The organism is Collimonas sp. OK242, from assembly GCF_900107095.1.
GTDB lineage: Bacteria > Pseudomonadota > Gammaproteobacteria > Burkholderiales > Burkholderiaceae_D > Collimonas.
The window spans coordinates 39,505-54,977 of record NZ_FNOR01000011.1 but is presented as its reverse complement, the minus strand read 5'-3'; the positions used below and the strand labels follow the sequence as shown (position 1 = coordinate 54,977).

16 protein-coding genes are annotated in these 15,473 nt (G+C 56.4%); 9 read left to right on the top strand and 7 right to left on the bottom strand.

Annotated features, from left to right (window positions below; genetic code table 11):
- Nucleotides 1–226: 226 nt before the first annotated feature.
- Entirely contained in the window at nucleotides 227–2,362 is a 2,136-nt protein-coding gene (pnp, locus tag BLV81_RS13655; protein WP_092357373.1) for a polyribonucleotide nucleotidyltransferase, read from the top strand.
- A gap of 152 nt (nucleotides 2,363–2,514) precedes the next feature.
- On the opposite strand, the gene BLV81_RS23655 is transcribed toward pnp, so the two are convergent.
- From BLV81_RS23655 to fdxA, 4 genes are all read right to left on the bottom strand, one after another.
- Nucleotides 2,515–2,793, bottom strand: a complete 279-nt coding sequence (locus BLV81_RS23655; protein ID WP_143036336.1) for a hypothetical protein — start codon at nucleotides 2,791–2,793, stop codon at nucleotides 2,515–2,517.
- 16 nt (nucleotides 2,794–2,809) lie between these two features.
- Nucleotides 2,810–3,289, bottom strand: a complete 480-nt coding sequence (locus tag BLV81_RS13650; RefSeq protein ID WP_143036335.1) for a hypothetical protein — start codon at nucleotides 3,287–3,289, stop codon at nucleotides 2,810–2,812.
- Nucleotides 3,290–3,677: 388 nt separating this feature from the next.
- On the bottom strand, nucleotides 3,678–4,766 hold the full coding sequence (locus tag BLV81_RS13645) for an NAD(P)/FAD-dependent oxidoreductase (protein WP_092357132.1): 1,089 nt from the start codon (nucleotides 4,764–4,766) through the stop codon (nucleotides 3,678–3,680).
- 258 nt (nucleotides 4,767–5,024) lie between these two features.
- Nucleotides 5,025–5,348 (bottom strand): ferredoxin FdxA, encoded by a 324-nt coding sequence (gene fdxA, locus BLV81_RS13640; RefSeq protein ID WP_092357129.1) that lies wholly within the window; start codon nucleotides 5,346–5,348, stop codon nucleotides 5,025–5,027.
- Between the two features lie 309 nt (nucleotides 5,349–5,657).
- Here fdxA and BLV81_RS13635 point away from each other — a divergent pair, with 309 nt between their 5' ends.
- From BLV81_RS13635 to BLV81_RS13620, 4 genes are all read left to right on the top strand, one after another.
- A complete protein-coding gene (locus tag BLV81_RS13635; RefSeq protein WP_255365207.1) occupies nucleotides 5,658–6,596 on the top strand; it encodes a cation diffusion facilitator family transporter in 939 nt (312 codons plus the stop codon).
- A gap of 205 nt (nucleotides 6,597–6,801) precedes the next feature.
- Entirely contained in the window at nucleotides 6,802–7,995 is a 1,194-nt protein-coding gene (gene pncB / locus BLV81_RS13630; RefSeq protein ID WP_092357123.1) for a nicotinate phosphoribosyltransferase, read from the top strand.
- A gap of 107 nt (nucleotides 7,996–8,102) precedes the next feature.
- Nucleotides 8,103–9,512: a sodium:proton antiporter gene (locus BLV81_RS13625; RefSeq protein ID WP_092357120.1), complete on the top strand. Its 1,410-nt coding sequence runs from the start codon at nucleotides 8,103–8,105 to the stop codon at nucleotides 9,510–9,512.
- A gap of 10 nt (nucleotides 9,513–9,522) precedes the next feature.
- Nucleotides 9,523–10,527, top strand: coding sequence for a 2-hydroxyacid dehydrogenase (locus tag BLV81_RS13620; protein ID WP_092357117.1), 1,005 nt, complete (start codon nucleotides 9,523–9,525; stop codon nucleotides 10,525–10,527).
- A gap of 40 nt (nucleotides 10,528–10,567) precedes the next feature.
- On the opposite strand, the gene BLV81_RS13615 is transcribed toward BLV81_RS13620, so the two are convergent.
- Genes BLV81_RS13615 through BLV81_RS13605 form a run of 3 tightly spaced genes read right to left on the bottom strand, consistent with a single transcriptional unit; the run spans nucleotide 10,568 to nucleotide 11,469 of the window.
- Entirely contained in the window at nucleotides 10,568–10,822 is a 255-nt protein-coding gene (locus tag BLV81_RS13615) for an acyl-CoA-binding protein (RefSeq protein WP_092357114.1), read from the bottom strand.
- Nucleotides 10,823–10,856: 34 nt separating this feature from the next.
- Nucleotides 10,857–11,078 carry a hypothetical protein gene (locus tag BLV81_RS13610; RefSeq protein ID WP_092357112.1) on the bottom strand — a complete coding sequence of 74 codons (222 nt, stop codon included), beginning with the start codon at nucleotides 11,076–11,078 and terminating at the stop codon, nucleotides 10,857–10,859.
- A gap of 34 nt (nucleotides 11,079–11,112) precedes the next feature.
- Nucleotides 11,113–11,469: an FKBP-type peptidyl-prolyl cis-trans isomerase gene (locus tag BLV81_RS13605; RefSeq protein WP_092357109.1), complete on the bottom strand. Its 357-nt coding sequence runs from the start codon at nucleotides 11,467–11,469 to the stop codon at nucleotides 11,113–11,115.
- Between the two features lie 180 nt (nucleotides 11,470–11,649).
- On the opposite strand from BLV81_RS13605, the gene BLV81_RS13600 reads away from it, so the two are divergent.
- From BLV81_RS13600 to BLV81_RS13585, 4 genes are read left to right on the top strand one after another with little or no spacing between them, the layout of a single operon-like run.
- A complete protein-coding gene (locus tag BLV81_RS13600) occupies nucleotides 11,650–12,720 on the top strand; it encodes a YVTN family beta-propeller repeat protein (protein ID WP_092357106.1) in 1,071 nt (356 codons plus the stop codon).
- Nucleotides 12,720–13,583: a polysaccharide deacetylase family protein gene (locus BLV81_RS13595; RefSeq protein WP_255365204.1), complete on the top strand. Its 864-nt coding sequence runs from the start codon at nucleotides 12,720–12,722 to the stop codon at nucleotides 13,581–13,583. Before BLV81_RS13600 ends, BLV81_RS13595 begins: the two co-directional genes overlap by 1 nt.
- Nucleotides 13,580–14,566, top strand: coding sequence for a sterol desaturase family protein (locus BLV81_RS13590; protein ID WP_092357103.1), 987 nt, complete (start codon nucleotides 13,580–13,582; stop codon nucleotides 14,564–14,566). Before BLV81_RS13595 ends, BLV81_RS13590 begins: the two co-directional genes overlap by 4 nt.
- Entirely contained in the window at nucleotides 14,566–15,435 is an 870-nt protein-coding gene (locus BLV81_RS13585; protein ID WP_092357099.1) for an EI24 domain-containing protein, read from the top strand. The genes BLV81_RS13590 and BLV81_RS13585 overlap by 1 nt, the downstream gene beginning before the upstream one ends.
- Nucleotides 15,436–15,473 lie beyond the last annotated feature (38 nt).

Below are 15,473 nucleotides of genomic sequence, written 5' to 3'. Positions count from 1 at the left end.
GATGTCCTTGGTCCGTCGATAAGTTGAAAAAAATGCCTGTATCAGTTTCTGATGCGGGCATTTTTGCTTTTGGCAGCAGCTTCTTTGCGGCTTATCTGCACAAGTTTCAAGAGGTTAGTACTAAGCAAGGAGACGGCAATTCATTGGCAGCAGCCAGCGATGAATCGTCAGTGGTGAGGTGAACGACAGCGCCTGAAAATCTGTCGGCAAAATGAAAGGATATATTGTGTTTAATAAAGTTACGAAGACATTCCAGTATGGTCAGCATCAAGTTACGCTGGAAACCGGCGAGATCGCTCGCCAAGCCTCCGGAGCAGTGCTGGTATCGATCGAAGATACCGTTGTGCTGGCTACCGTTGTGGCACGCAAAGATGCCAAGCCAGGTCAGGATTTTTTCCCATTGACCGTTGATTATGTTGAAAAGACTTACGCTGCCGGCCGTATCCCAGGCGGTTTCTTCAAGCGCGAAGGCCGTCCTTCGGAAAAAGAAACCCTGACATCGCGCCTGATCGATCGTCCGATCCGTCCGTTGTTCCCAGAAGGCTACCTGAATGAAGTGCAAGTCATCATTCACGTGTTGTCGGTCAATCCTGAAATCGATCCCGATATCGCTGCAATGATCGGCGCTTCGGCTGCCCTGTCGGTTGCCGGCATTCCTTTCGCCGGCCCGGTTGGCGCTGCGCGCGTCGGTTATATCGACGGTCAATACGTCTTGAACCCAACCACTTCGCAACTGACCAAGTCAGCCATGGATCTGGTGGTTGCCGGTACTGAAACCGCAGTGCTGATGGTGGAATCCGAAGCCAAGCAATTGTCGGAAGAAATCATGCTGGGCGCGGTAGTTTTCGGCCACGAGCAATCGAAGGCGGTTATCAACGCGATCCACGAACTGGTACGCGACGGCGGCAAGCCTGAAGTCGAATGGAGCCCGGCGCCGAAGAACGAGGCATTGATCGCTCGCGTTGCGCATTTCGGCGAAGCCAAGCTGCGTGAAGCCTATCAAACCAAAGACAAGCAAGCCCGTACTGCCAAGCTGAAAGACGCTTTTGCCGAAGTCAACACGGCATTGGCTGCTGAAGCTGCTTCGATTGGCGCCGCCGCACCTGATTCTTCGGAAGTCAGCGGCATCCTGTTTGACCTGGAAGCCAAGATCGTCCGTTCGCAGATTCTCGAAGGCGAGCCACGTATCGACGGCCGCGACACGCGCACCGTGCGCCCGATCACGATCCGTACCGGCGTCTTGCCGCGTACCCACGGTTCGGCGCTGTTCACCCGCGGTGAAACCCAAGCGCTGGTAGTTGCCACGCTGGGTACCGCACGCGACGAACAAAAGATCGACGCGCTGATGGGCGAATATTCGGACCGCTTCATGCTGCATTACAACATGCCACCGTTCGCAACCGGCGAAACCGGCCGCGTCGGTACGCCTAAGCGCCGTGAAATCGGCCATGGCCGTCTGGCTAAGCGCGCACTGCAAGCAGCATTGCCGGCGCCGGAAGATTTCAGCTACTCGGTACGCCTGGTATCGGAAATCACCGAATCCAACGGTTCGTCGTCGATGGCTTCGGTCTGCGGCGGCTGCCTGGCATTGATGGATGCCGGCGTGCCTATGCAAGCGCACGTTGCCGGTATCGCCATGGGCCTGATCAAGGAAGGCAGCAAGTTCGCCGTCCTGACCGACATCCTGGGCGATGAAGATCACCTGGGTGACATGGACTTCAAGGTAGCCGGTACCGCCAACGGTATCACTGCGTTGCAAATGGATATCAAGATCCAGGGCATCACCAAGGAAATCATGCAGGTCGCATTGGCGCAAGCTAAAGAAGGTCGCATCCATATCCTCGGCAAAATGCAAGAAGCGGTACCGCACGGTAAGACCGAGCTGTCCGATTTCGCGCCACGCCTGATCACCGTCAAGATCAATCCGGAAAAGATCCGTGACGTGATCGGCAAGGGCGGCGCCGTGATCCGTGCGCTGACTGAAGAAACCGGCACCCAGATCGATATCAGCGACGAAGGCGTCGTGACTATCGCTTCGGTGGACGCTGCTGCAGGCCAGGAAGCCAAGCGCCGCATCGAAGAGCTGACGGCTTCGGTTGAAGTCGGCAAGGTCTACGAAGGTACTGTCCTGAAGCTGCTGGACTTCGGCGCAATCGTGCAGGTATTGCCGGGCAAAGACGGTCTGCTGCACATCAGCCAGATCGCCAATGAGCGCGTGAATGCGGTTGCCGATTACCTGAAAGAAGGCCAGCAAGTGCGCGTCAAGGTTCTCGAAACCGATGACCGCGGCCGTCTGAAACTGTCGATGAAGGCAGCTCAGTCCGACGAAGGCGGCGAAGCTGCTCCGGCAGCGGCGCAGTAATTACGCAGTAACTTAGCTGTGTGAAAAACGCCCGGAATGCATTTGCATTCCGGGCGTTTTTGTTATTGCTGGCATTTCAGGGGACGTCCATATAAGCGCTTCCCTAAGTGCAAGGCGGCAGCGTCAATCCAGGTTTTGGGGGAGATATAAAATCATTCATGCTTTTCTATATTTTGTCTTTTCCTTCTTTCCAGTATTTCGTCCAGTACTAGAATTGCAACGAAAGAAAATGCAACCGATACTCCTATTCCAATTGCTACTGTAAGAGCAAGCAATTTTTCATTTGGTCGCCAATATAAAATTCCCGGTATTGCTAGCGCCCCGGTGAAAAGCAAAAAAGTTAGAAAGAATGCTTTGCATTTTGCTATTTTCCGAAAGCGGAAATATTCGACTAATGCACCACCAATGAAGCCGCCTATCAATTCAAACATAGAATTGATTTGTCTATTATTTAGGTAAAATGCAAGGGTTGCCTGTGCAAGCAAGTCCCGGTTTACCTATTGTTCCATTGCCAATTTGTTGCAAACTATAATTTGCTGCAATCATCGCAGGGCGCCAGGCAAGATTACCTGCGACTCCCCCACCTGATGCTACTATTAAAGCCCCTCCACCGGAACCCACTAATGCTCCAGCCCCAGCTGCGATTCCGGCGCCCATCCAAGTCACTGGTTTACTTGCAAGATAATTACTTCCGGCATAGATAGCCGCCCCACCGATTGCGCCGCCTATCGCGCCAACGACAGGCGGGGGAAGAAAAGCCCCTTCTGTTTCTTTCATCTCTTGCTGAGAAAGATCGGATAGTTCAAGAGGGTGGCGACCCGTATGGAATATTTGTTGCGTATCGTCAGCCGAAATTTTGCTTTCTATCGCCATCGCTGGTGCTACAACCATTGCGCTCAGTACTGTTGCCAGAACTAGTTTTTTCATGATCATTTCCTTTTTTTTCAAGGCGGGTTGAGAAGCGGATGTCGATGTCTTGTCAAAAGCGCGCAAAAAATTCAGGCGGACGTGTGACGACACTCCCGTCAATACGACTGAGCGCCGCGAGTGAGAGTGATGCGGTTCCAGAGAGGAATAAAGCAGCGCATGAATGTTTGTGCAGGGGTTTTATGACTAAGAATGTAGAAATAAATTATTACATAGTCAATATTTTTATTAAAAAAACAATGAATTTAAAGCGGTTTTAAGAAATTGCTTTCGTTATGCGTGATCGGCATGGCGATAAGGAGGCTAATCTTCCCGCACAATACGGCGATAAAAAAGCCGTCTGAGAATCGCTTCTCAGACGGCTTTTTTTTGTCTAGCCAAGGTTTGTTTAATCGAACACTGGCGATTCCACACCCAGAATCTTGTGCAGTTTTGGCGATGTGGTGGTGTACTGCATGTGGATCTTCTTGTCCGGGAAGATGTACGGCGCAGCGCCGAATGCGGCCAATGCAGCTTCATGGAAGCCCGACAGGATCAGTTTCTTCTTGCCCGGGTAAGTGTTGATATCGCCGACCGCGAAGATGCCAGGTACATTGGTTTCGAACTTCTCGGTATCGACCACGCGCAATTGCTTGCGTTCGATATCCAGGCCCCATTCAGCGATCGGACCGAGTTTTGGCGACAGGCCGAAGAACACCAGCAGGGTATCCAGCGGCAGGCGGCGGGTGACGCCATCCGGGCCGGTGACCTTGATCTCGCTGAGCTTGCCGTCCTTGGCTTCGTGGCCGGTGACCTGGCCAACCAGGAATTGCATTTCGTAGGCTTCGCACAAGGCTTTCATCTTGGCGACCGAAGCCGGCGCAGCACGGAATTCTTCGCGGCGGTGCAGCAGTACGACCGATTCCGCCTTGCCGACCAGATCCAGCGCCCAGTCCAGCGCCGAATCGCCGCCGCCGCAGATCACCAGGTTCTTGCCGTGGAACTGGGCTGGATCCTTGACCCGGTAGAACAGTTGCGTATTGTCGAACTGGTCGATGCCGTCGACCTTGATGGTGCGCGGCTGGAACGAGCCGACGCCGGCTGCGATGAAGATGGTTTTGGTGATGAAGCGGGTGCCGGCCGACGTTTCCAGGTCGAAACGATTGTCTTCGCGGCGCGCTACCAGCGTTACTTCCTGGTTCAGGTGGAAAGTCGGCTCGAACGGTTCGATCTGCTTGAGCAGGTTATCGGTCAGTTCCTGGCCGGTGCAGACCGGCACTGCCGGAATGTCGTAAATCGGCTTGTCAGGGTACAGTTCCACGCACTGGCCGCCGACCACCGGCAAGGAGTCGATGACATGGGCCTTGATTTCCAGCAGGCCGAGTTCGAAGACCTGGAACAGGCCGACCGGACCGGCGCCGACGATGACGGCATCGGTCTCTATCGGTGTGCTGTTGGCGGAGTTGAGTGCTGCTGCAAGCTTGACGTTGGTATCCATAACGACGATCTGATTCCTGTTTCAGTTGGGTCCCCAAAAACGCCGTGGCGGTGTGTTAGCGATGGCTGCGACGGCGATTGGATCAAAATTTCGCGAATTTCTGTCTGACGGCGAATATAAGTGTTGCGCTGAGGCTGGGGGTGATGGCCTGGCTTAATTTAATGTAACTTATTGACGTAACTTATTGACGTAACTGAACTGGCGGCTTGGCGCCGCTGCTGCGCCGGGCCGCCATTTGAACGGCGGCCAGGAAGCAGCTTAGCGTTGCAAAAATTCCAGTTTTTCTTTTACATCTTTCCATTCCTCGGCTTCCGCCAAAGGTGCAATGGTCTTGGTGATCGATGGCCAATGGCGCGACAGGTCTTCATTCAGCTTGATGAAATGCAGCTGATCCGCAGGCACATCTTCTTCAGCGTAGATGGCGTTCACCGGGCACTCGGCGACGCAGACTGCGCAATCGATGCACTCGTCGGGGTCGATAGACAGGAAATTAGGGCCTTGCCGGAAGCAATCAACCGGGCATACATCCACGCAGTCGGTATAGCGGCAGCGAATGCAGGATTCGGTCACAACGTGGGTCATAACAACAGTCCTATCTGTAATAATGGTCTTGAAGCGGTTCTTGAGGCGGCGGCAGGGGTTTTCCAGCAAGCGGCGCTGTTCTGCACACCCTGTCGCAAAGCCTTGTATTTTAAGGTAATTCGGGGTTTCCCACAAACAGCTGTTATATAGAATCCATATAAGCAAATGTGAAATTCACATTAGCCGCAAATGCCGCCGTATCTGCAGTTTTACCATATCCGCCCCGGTTTTTTTGAGAGCGCCGCAGGATTGCTTGCGCGAACTTGGCAAAATGGCTATCGTGAATGCCTTTGTTGCTATGGAATAATTATGTCATCTTCGACGGAAGGCTCCACCAAAGCGATATTTTATGCTTTGGGCGCCAATGGCGGGATTGCGCTGGCCAAGTTTGCCGCCTCGATCTATACCGGCTCCGGCGCCATGCTGGCGGAAGCCATTCATTCGCTGGCCGATTGCGCCAATCAGGTATTTTTGCTGATCGGCTTGAAAGAAGCCAAAAAACCGGCCAACGCCTCCCATCCGATGGGTTATGCGCGCGTGGTTTATTTTTGGGCGATGATGGTGGCGCTGCTGTTGTTTTTTGTCGGCGGCGCGTTTTCGGTCATGGAAGGCATCGCGCATTTCAAGCATCCGCAGCCGATCAGCGCTCCCTGGATAGCCTTGGGCGTGCTGGGGGTGTCGGTGGTGCTGGAAGCAATTTCCCTGCGCGGAGCGATGGTGGAAATCCGCAAGATTGCGCAGGGCAAGCCATTCATGCGATGGTTTCGTGAAACCCGGCAGTCGGAACTGATGGTGGTGGCAGGTGAGGATATCGCCGCGCTGGCGGGTCTGGCGTTGGCGTTTGCTGCCGTCCTGATGACCGTGATCACCGGCAATCCGCTGTGGGATGCCTGCGGCACGATTGCGGTTGGCGTGTTGCTGATGGTGGTCGCGGTGATGGTGATACGCGAAGTGAAAGCCATGGTTACCGGCGAGTCCGCTGCACCTGAGGTGCATGCCGCCATCAAGGCGCATATCGAAGCGGACGTCGATGTGGCGAGCATCAGGAATCTGATTTCGATGCAATGGGGCGAGCAAGTCATGATTGCGGTGCAAGCCGTGATGCGGCCACAGTCTTCCGATGTGGCGCTGGTGGATGCGATCAACCGCATCGAGGCCGGGATCCAGCAACGCTGGCCGCAGGTGCACTGGTGTTTCTTCGAGCCCGACCATGCGTTGTTGAAACAGGCTGCTGCCGGAGCCGAATGAACAAGCCACATTATTATCAAAGCGCGAATGGTAAGGCCCCGCAATACGGCGACCGCCGCAAGCTGGAAGCGCGCTACCGCGGCGAATGCAGCAAATGAGCCGCTTGCCGTCGTTTGCATGGCTGCTGTTGTAAGATGCGAAATCGATTCTGGCCTATCCGGCAGCAGCCATTTTTCCAGTCGTCACCGTCCCGCATTCACACACCATGATCATTACTTCGCTGCTAGACACAGACTTATATAAATTTACGATGATGCAGGTGGTATTGCATCATTTTCCGGCAGCTGAAGTGGAGTATCGCTACAAATGCCGCAACAAGGGCGTGGATTTGCGGCCTTACGTCGATGAAATCCGCGATGAAATCGCCGGCCTGTGCCGCCTGCGCTTCCAGGAGCAGGAACTGGCTTATCTCAGCAGCTTGCGTTTCATCAAGAGCGATTTCATCGATTTCCTGAGCCTGTTTCATCTGCAGCAAAAATATATCAATGTGCAGCCGTCGGCAGCCGATAACGGCGAAATCGATATCGTGATCAAAGGGCCGTGGCTGCATACGATCCTGTTTGAAGTGCCGGTGCTGGCGATCGTCAATGAAGTCTATTTCCGTGCCACCGAGATTGCGCCGGATTATCCGGAAGGGCGCCAACGCCTGCAAAGCAAGATGGCCTTGATTCGCGACGATGCCGCCATGGCCGGCTGCAAGATCGCCGATTACGGCACGCGCCGCCGTTTTTCCCGTAGCTGGCACGAAGAAGTAGTGCAGACTTTGCAGCGCGATTTCGCGCAACATCTGGTCGGTACCTCCAACGTTTATTTCGCCATGAAATACGGCATGACGCCGCTGGGCACGATGGCGCATGAGTATTTGCAAGCCTGCCAGTCGCTTGGCCCGCGCCTGCGCGACTCGCAGATTTTCGGGTTTGAGATGTGGGCCAAGGAGTATCGCGGCGATCTCGGGATTGCCTTGTCCGATGTCTACGGCATGGCGGCGTTCCTGCGCGACTTCGATTTGTATTTCTGTAAATTGTTCGACGGCGCGCGCCATGATTCCGGCGATCCGTTCGAATGGGGCGAGCGCCTGATCAAGCATTATCAGGATAATCGTGTCGATCCGTCGACCAAGTCCCTGGTGTTTTCCGATAGCCTCGATTTCGGCAAGGTCAACGAGCTGTATCTGCGGTTCAAGGACCGGACCCGGGTGGCTTTCGGCGTGGGCACCAATCTGACCAACGACCTCGGCTACACGCCATTGCAAATCGTTATAAAGATGGTGCGCTGTAACGGCCAGCCGGTCGCCAAGCTGTCGGATACGCCAGCCAAGAATATGTGCGATGACCAGGCTTATCTGAACTACCTGCGCCAGGTTTTCGAGATAGCCGATCCGCTTGCCGCTGCAACATAGTGTGGTGTCTTTGTTATTTGTTTGATATCTATTTCGCGCTAAAATAGCCCGCGCTTCGATCAAACACCGATCAAGCACCGATCGATCACCTAATCCGGAAGACTACATTGCATAAAAAAATCCTCGCTATCTTGATTGCCTTCCTGCCCGTAGCCGCGCAGGCAGCGGAACTGGACGGCGCTCGGCTGTCGGTCTGGTGGGGCGCGCCTTTCATGGGCTTGCTGCTGTCGATCGCGCTCGGCCCCTTGCTGGCGCCGGCCTTCTGGCACCATCATTTCGGCAAGATTGCGATAGCCTGGTCGCTGGCTTTCCTGATTCCGTGTGCGCTGGCGTTTGGTGTGCCGACAGCTGCCGCCGGCGTAGTGCACGCCTTCATGGCAGAGTATTTTCCCTTCATTATCTTGCTGACGGCCCTGTTCGTGGTGGCTGGCGGCATATGCCTGCGCGGCAATCTGCATGGGACGCCGGCCCTGAATACCGGCTTGCTGGCCATCGGCACCCTGCTGGCTAGCCTGATGGGCACTACCGGCGCTTCAATGCTGCTGATCAGGCCCTTGATCCGTGCTAACGACAATCGCAAGCATGTGCTGCATATCGTCGTATTCTTCATTTTCCTGGTAGCCAATGCCGGCGGCGCCTTGACGCCGCTTGGCGATCCGCCCTTGTTCCTGGGGTTCTTGAAGGGCGTGGATTTTTCCTGGACCCTCAAGAACATCTTTGGCGAAACCATGTTCATGTGGGGTTCGCTGCTGGCGATTTTCTATTGCCTAGACCGCTTTTATTTCCATAAGCGCGAAGAGGAGTTCGCGCCGTCGCTGGATCCAACGCCGGATGATGCCAAGCTGCGCTTCGAAGGAAAATTCAATTTTGTCCTGCTGGCCGCGGTGGTCCTGCTGGTGCTGATGAGCGGCTTCTGGAAGCCCGCAATCAGCTATGATATCTACGGCACGCCGGTGGAATTGCAGAATCTGCTGCGCGACGGCTTGCTGGTCGCGGTGATTCTGGGCTCGCTCTGGCTGACCCCTAAAATCGCCCGCGAAGGCAATGATTTCAGCTGGGGACCTATCCTTGAGGTAGCCAAATTGTTTGCCGGGATTTTCGTCACCATCGCACCGGTGATCGCCATGTTGCGCGCCGGCGAGCACGGCGCTTTCGGCTTGGTGGTCAGCGCTGTCACCGGCGCCGACGGCCAGCCCAACAACATCATGTATTTCTGGGCCACCGGCATACTGTCCTCGTTCCTCGACAATGCGCCGACCTACCTGGTGTTCTTTAATACGGCTTCCGGCGACGCCGCAGAACTGATGACCAGGCTGGCGGCGACGCTGGCGGCGATTTCCTGCGGCGCAGTGTTCATGGGCGCCAACAGCTACATCGGTAACGCTCCCAACCTGATGGTGAAAGCCATCGCCGAAGAGCGCGGCATCCGCATGCCGTCTTTCTTCGGTTACATGGGCTGGGCTTGTGTCGTATTGTTGCCCTTGTTTGTGATAATGACCTTGATTTTTTTCCGTTAATGGCAGAACGATGAAACCAAAGATATTGATGGCGCGCGCGGTATTTCCGGATGTGATCGCAAGATTGCAGCAGCATTTCGACGTGGAAAGCAATCAAGAGGACCGTATTTTCAGCGCTGCAGAGCTGGCTGAAAAATTGCACGACAAGGATGGTGTGATCGCCACCGCCAGCGAACGCATCTCCGCCGAGCTGTTGCAGGCCAGCCCGCGTCTGAAGGCGGTGTGCAATCAAGCCGTCGGTTACAACAATATCGATGTCGCCGCGGCCACCAAGGCCGGGGTGATGGTGACCAATACGCCGGACGTATTGAACGAAACCACCGCCGATTTCGGCTGGGCCCTGCTGATGGCTACCGCGCGCCGGGTCACCGAGGCAGAGCACTGGCTGCGCGCCGGGCATTGGAAACAATGGCGCTACGACAGTTTCCTCGGCGCAGACGTGCATGGCGCCACGCTGGGCATCATCGGCATGGGACGCATCGGCCAGGCGATTGCGCGGCGTTCGCTGGGTTTCGACATGCAAGTGCTGTATCACAATCGTTCACGCCTGGCGCCAGAACAGGAGGCGCGCGCGAACAATGCGCGTTATGTCAGCAAGGAAGAGTTGCTGGCCAGCGCCGACCATGTGATCCTGGTGCTGCCGTATTCGAAAGAATCGCATCACACCATCGGCCCCGCCGAATTGGCGTTAATGAAGCCTGGAGCGACCCTGGTCAATCTGGCGCGCGGCGGTATTGTCGACGACCTGGCGCTGATTGCCGCTTTGCGCGACAAGAAAATTGCGGCTGCCGGACTCGATGTATTCGAGAACGAACCGGCGCTGCATCCTGATTTCCTGGAACTGTCGAATGTGGTCTTGACGCCGCATATTGCCAGCGCTTCGGAGCCTACGCGGCGGGCGATGGCCGACTGTGCGGCGGATAACCTGCTGGCGGCATTGTTGCCGACGGCGGAGCGGAAATGGCCGCCGAACCTGCTCAACCCGGAAGTGCTGGGCCGGGTTACGTTGAGCTAGCCGTAGGGTGGGCACGATGTGCCCACCCTACAACGCTTCTTTAGTCTTTCAGGCCTTCGACCAGATCGATATATTGCTGTTGGGCTTCGGCCTGGCTTTTGCCTTTCAGCTCATTCCACGCATCCCATTTGGCGCGGCCGACAAAATCCGTCATGCCGGGGCGCTCGCCCTGGACGTCGCCGCTGCTGCCTTGTTTAAACAGCGAATACATTTTCAACATGGTCATGTTGTCAGGGCGCTCGCTCAATGTCTTTGAGTCGGCCTGGGCTTGTTCGAACTGGGCTTGGAGGGTCATTAGAGTCTCGTAAGGATAGAGGGAGAAAATCGAATCAATCGGCAACAGCGCCCACCACCGCGGAACCCGCTTTCACGGTGCCTTCCACCACGGTAGAGGCAACGCTGACGGCGGCGCTGCCGACGCTGACGCCGGCGCCGACCACGCTAGTGGTGACGCTGACGACGGTGCAGCCGGCCAACAGCGGCAACGCCACCAGCAATGAGGCGATGCAGCGGCTATTCAGGACGGTATCAGGCAAACTGAAATTTTTCATTGGACGGCCATTGCCATTGCCGGGCGCGGCGAGCTTATACGCCCAGCAGTTCAACTTCAAAAATCAGGGTAGCGTTTGGTGGAATCACGCCACCGGCGCCGCGCGGGCCATAACCCAGCGCTGCCGGAATGATCAGCGTGCGCACGCCGCCGATTTTCATGCCTTGCACGCCTTCGTCCCAACCTTTGATGACATGGCCGGCGCCCAGCGGGAATTCGAACGGGTCGCTGCGATCCTTGCTGGAGTCGAATTTCTTGCCGGCGCTGCCGTCCGGATTTTGCAGCCAGCCGGTGTAATGCACGGTCACATGATCGCCTGCTTTGGCTTCAGCGCCTTGGCCGACGGTGACATCTTCATACTGCAGGCCGGAAACGGTAGTGGTGGTCGACATGGGAATCCTTTTAAAGTGGTCAATAATTGCCAGGCAGCGCAAGAGTTCTTGCTCGAGCCAGCCGCCCTGCTAGGTAGTGCAGTGTAAACCAAAATTCAGCCGGCAACCCATGCCGCGAGGCAATCTAGTGCACTGCCTCGGCACGCCGGCATAAGTCATTTAAATCTATAGGCAGCATTCATGCACGGTAAAATAGCCGTTTTTGCTTTTCAAAGTTTCCTTATGTTCGTTGTTACGTCTGTTTTTGTTCGTCGTTCTGTTGTAGCCGTTTGCGGCTTGTTGACTGCACTGTCCACTTTCGCGGCAGCACCTGCCGCCGCAACGCCTGTTCTTCCTGCTACAGCGAACAGCAATACCGTGGTCGTGCTGAATTCGCGCGACGCCACCATTACTTTGCTGGACCAGACAACTTATAAGGAAATCGGTACATTTCCAGTCGGCAAGGAGCCGCATCACCTGATGCCGACGCCAGACAATAAATCGCTGATCGTGGCTGCCGCCACCGGCAACTCGCTGTTGTTCCTGGACCCCAAAAGCGGGCAGATCCAGAACCAGGTGAAGGATATTGTCGATCCTTACCAAATCGGCTTTTCGCCCAATCAGAAATGGTTTATCGCCAACGGCCTGCGCCTTGATCGTATCGATATCTATGGCTACGACGGCAAGAGTCTGAAGCTGGCTAAGCGCCTGCCGCTGCCGGCCATGCCTAGCCATATGGCATTCACCGCCGACAGTTCAGTGGCTTTCATCAGCCTGCAAGGCAGCGACGAACTGGCCGCAGTCGATCTGGCAACGCAAAAAGTGAAGTGGACCATGCCCGTCGGTAAACAGCCGGCCGGCGTGTACATGACCCCGGATAACAAGTATCTGCTGGTGGGCGTGATGGGCAGCGACTACGTCGCCGTGATCGACTGGCGCACCCGGAAGATCGTCAAGAAAATCAAGACCGGCGACGGCGCCCATAATTTCCGTCCACAAGGCGACAATCGCCATCTGTTCGTCTCCAACCGGGTCGCCGGCACCATCAATGTGCTCGATCTGAACACGCTGGAAAGCGTCGGCAGCATCGCCGTTCCCGGCGGGCCGGATTGCATGGAAGTGACAGCAGACGGCAAGACCATGTGGGTCACCCAGCGCTGGCTGAAGAAAGTTTCGGTGGTCGATCTGGCAAGCCGTAAAGTGATCAAGTCGATTCCGGTGGGGCGCTCGCCGCACGGCATCTATTTTCATAACCGCGCGTCTGAAGTGTGATGCGCATGTTTCCCTGCATGTTTCCTACTTTGCAGCGTAATTTACTGGCAGCCGCCGTGGCGCTGGCAGCATTGGCGCCCGCCGCGCTGTCACTGGCTCAGCCGGCCAAGGCATGCAGCAGCGGCACGCTGTTCCTGAGTTTCGATACCGGCAGCCAGTCGCAAGCCGAGTACATCGCCCAGACCCTGAGGCGGCACCATATCAAGGCCACTTTTTTCATGGCCAATGAGAAAACCGTGAATGGCGATTACACGCTGGACCCGGCCTGGGCGCCGTTCTGGAAATCGCTGGTGGCTGACGGCCATGCCTTCGGCACCCATACCTTCGACCATGTGTACGCCAAGCGCGACCTGGCCGATGGCAAGATCGAAGTGAAGCCGCAGTTCGGCGCCAATGGCGGCAAGCTGCTGGCCTGGACGCCGCAACAATATTGCGACGAACTCAAGCGCGTCGACCAGCGCTTCCAAACCCTCACCGGTACCCATATCGACCGTTTCTGGCGCACTCCCGGCGGCCATCTGACGCCGCACACGCTGGCGGCAGGGGAGGCCTGCGGCTACCAGCACGTGGCATGGGCCGAAGCCGGTTTCTCCGGTGACGAATTGCCCAGCGATAAATGGCCGAATCAGATGTTGCTGGAGCGCATGCTGAAAAATCTCAAGGATGGTGATATCGTCATGGCGCATCTGGGAATCTGGTCGCGCCAGGATCCTTGGGCGCCGGCGGTGCTGGAACCCTTGATCAGCGGCCTGGAGAAAAAGGGTTTCTGTTTTGCGACGCTGCGCGAGCATCCGGCCTACAAGGGCAACTTGAAAGGGCCGGTCGCCGAGACTACCGCTGGAAAGGCCCGTAAAGCATCATGACAAATACCTTGATGGACTGGTTTGCAAGCGCCCAGGCCTGGCTGTTCCAGGCCGTGGTGCAGCCGCTCATGTTTCATGCAGGTTTTAGCGAATATCTGGAAGACGCCTTCGACGGCACTGAATGGTTCTTGATCGGCGTCTGCGAGTTGATTGTCCTGTTCCTTGTCCTGCGGCCGCTGGAGGCAGCGATTCCGGTGCATGCCTTTACCGACCGCCGCGCACGCCGGACGGATTTCATTTATACCGTGTTGTACCGTCTCGGCGCTTTTTCGGTGCTGGTGTTCTTCCTGGTCGATCCGCTGATGGCGAAAGTCACTGAGGTGCTGCACCTGCAGGGGCTCAATCCGTTCAACCTGGAAAACCTGTTGCCGGGTGTTACCGACCGGCCTTTGATTACCTTCCTGATGTATCTGCTGGTGCTCGATCTGTGCGAATACTGGTATCACCGCGCGCAGCACAATGTCGGCTGGTTGTGGGGCTTGCACAGCTTGCATCACAGCCAGCAAAACATGAACCTGTGGAGCGACGATCGCAATCACCTGTTGGACGGTTTGATTCATGACGTCGTGCTGGCCCTGGTAGCGCTGGCGATCGGCGTCGAGCCTGCGCAATACGTGCTGCTGGTGTCAGTCACCCGCATGTTGCAAAGCCTGCAACACGCCAATGTGCGAATTCACTTTGGCCGCCTGGGCGACGCCATTGTCGTCTCGCCGCGCTTCCATCGCTGGCACCACGCGATCGGCATCGGCCATGAAAGCAAAGGGCGAGGCACATTGGGCGGCCACAATTTCGGCGTGCTGTTTGCATTCTGGGATGTCTTGTTTCGCAGCGCCTATTTCGGCAAGACCTTCGAACATACCGGGGTGCGCGACCAGTTGCCGACGGCAAGCAGGCCGGCGCGCGACTATGGCCGCGGGTTCTGGTCGCAGCAATGGCTGGGCCTGAAGCGCATGGTTGAATTTGCCAGAAAGCCGTCCCGCTGATGCGCCCGGTACTGGTAGCCTTCGGCCGGGCTGTATTGTCGCAGCTGCATTACCGCATGCTGATGCTGACTTTCCTGCCATTTGTGTTGTCGGTGCTGATCTGGGGGCTGGCCCTGTGGTGGGGTTTGCAACCGATGATCGACTGGCTGCAAAAGAATTATTTTGCCGGCAACGATGGCTGGGGCATCGCCAACTACGTTCCCGCCTGGCTCGGCCTGGGCGCACTCAAGACCGTCATCGTGCCGTGGCTGGCGTTGTGGGCCCTGCTGCCGCTAATGATTCTGACCGCCTTGCTGTTCGTCGGCGCGTTTGCCTTGCCGGCAACTGCGCGCCACATCGGCCGCCGTCACTTCCCCGATCTGGAACTGCGCAAGGGCGGCTCGCTGCTCGGCAGCGTCTGGACTTCGTTTACCGCGTTCCTGTTGTTTTGTGTATTGTGGCTGGTGACTTTGCCGCTCTGGCTGATTCCGCCGTTCGCCTTCCTGGTGCCGCTGGTGCTGTGGGGCTGGCTGACGTATCGGGTGTTCGCCTATGAAGCCTTGGCAGCGCATGCCGACAAGGAAGAAATGCGGGCGCTGCTGCGGATCCATCGCTGGCCGCTGCTGCTGATCGGCGTGATTGCCGGCGCCATGGGCGCGGCGCCAACCATACTGTGGCTGGGCGGCGCCATGTGGCTGGTGATTTTCCCCTTGCTGGCAGCCGGCTCCATCTGGCTTTACGTTCTGGTGTTTGTGTTCACCGGTTTGTGGTTTGAGTATTATTGCCTGGCGGCTCTGGCCAAATATCGGGCAGCTGGCCAGGCTGCCATCATTATTGCTGAACGCCACGACAGCCGGGTGATACACCAATTGTCGGATACCCCGGATTAGGTTTGCTGTGCCGGTAAAGATTTGGAGTTAAGATTTGT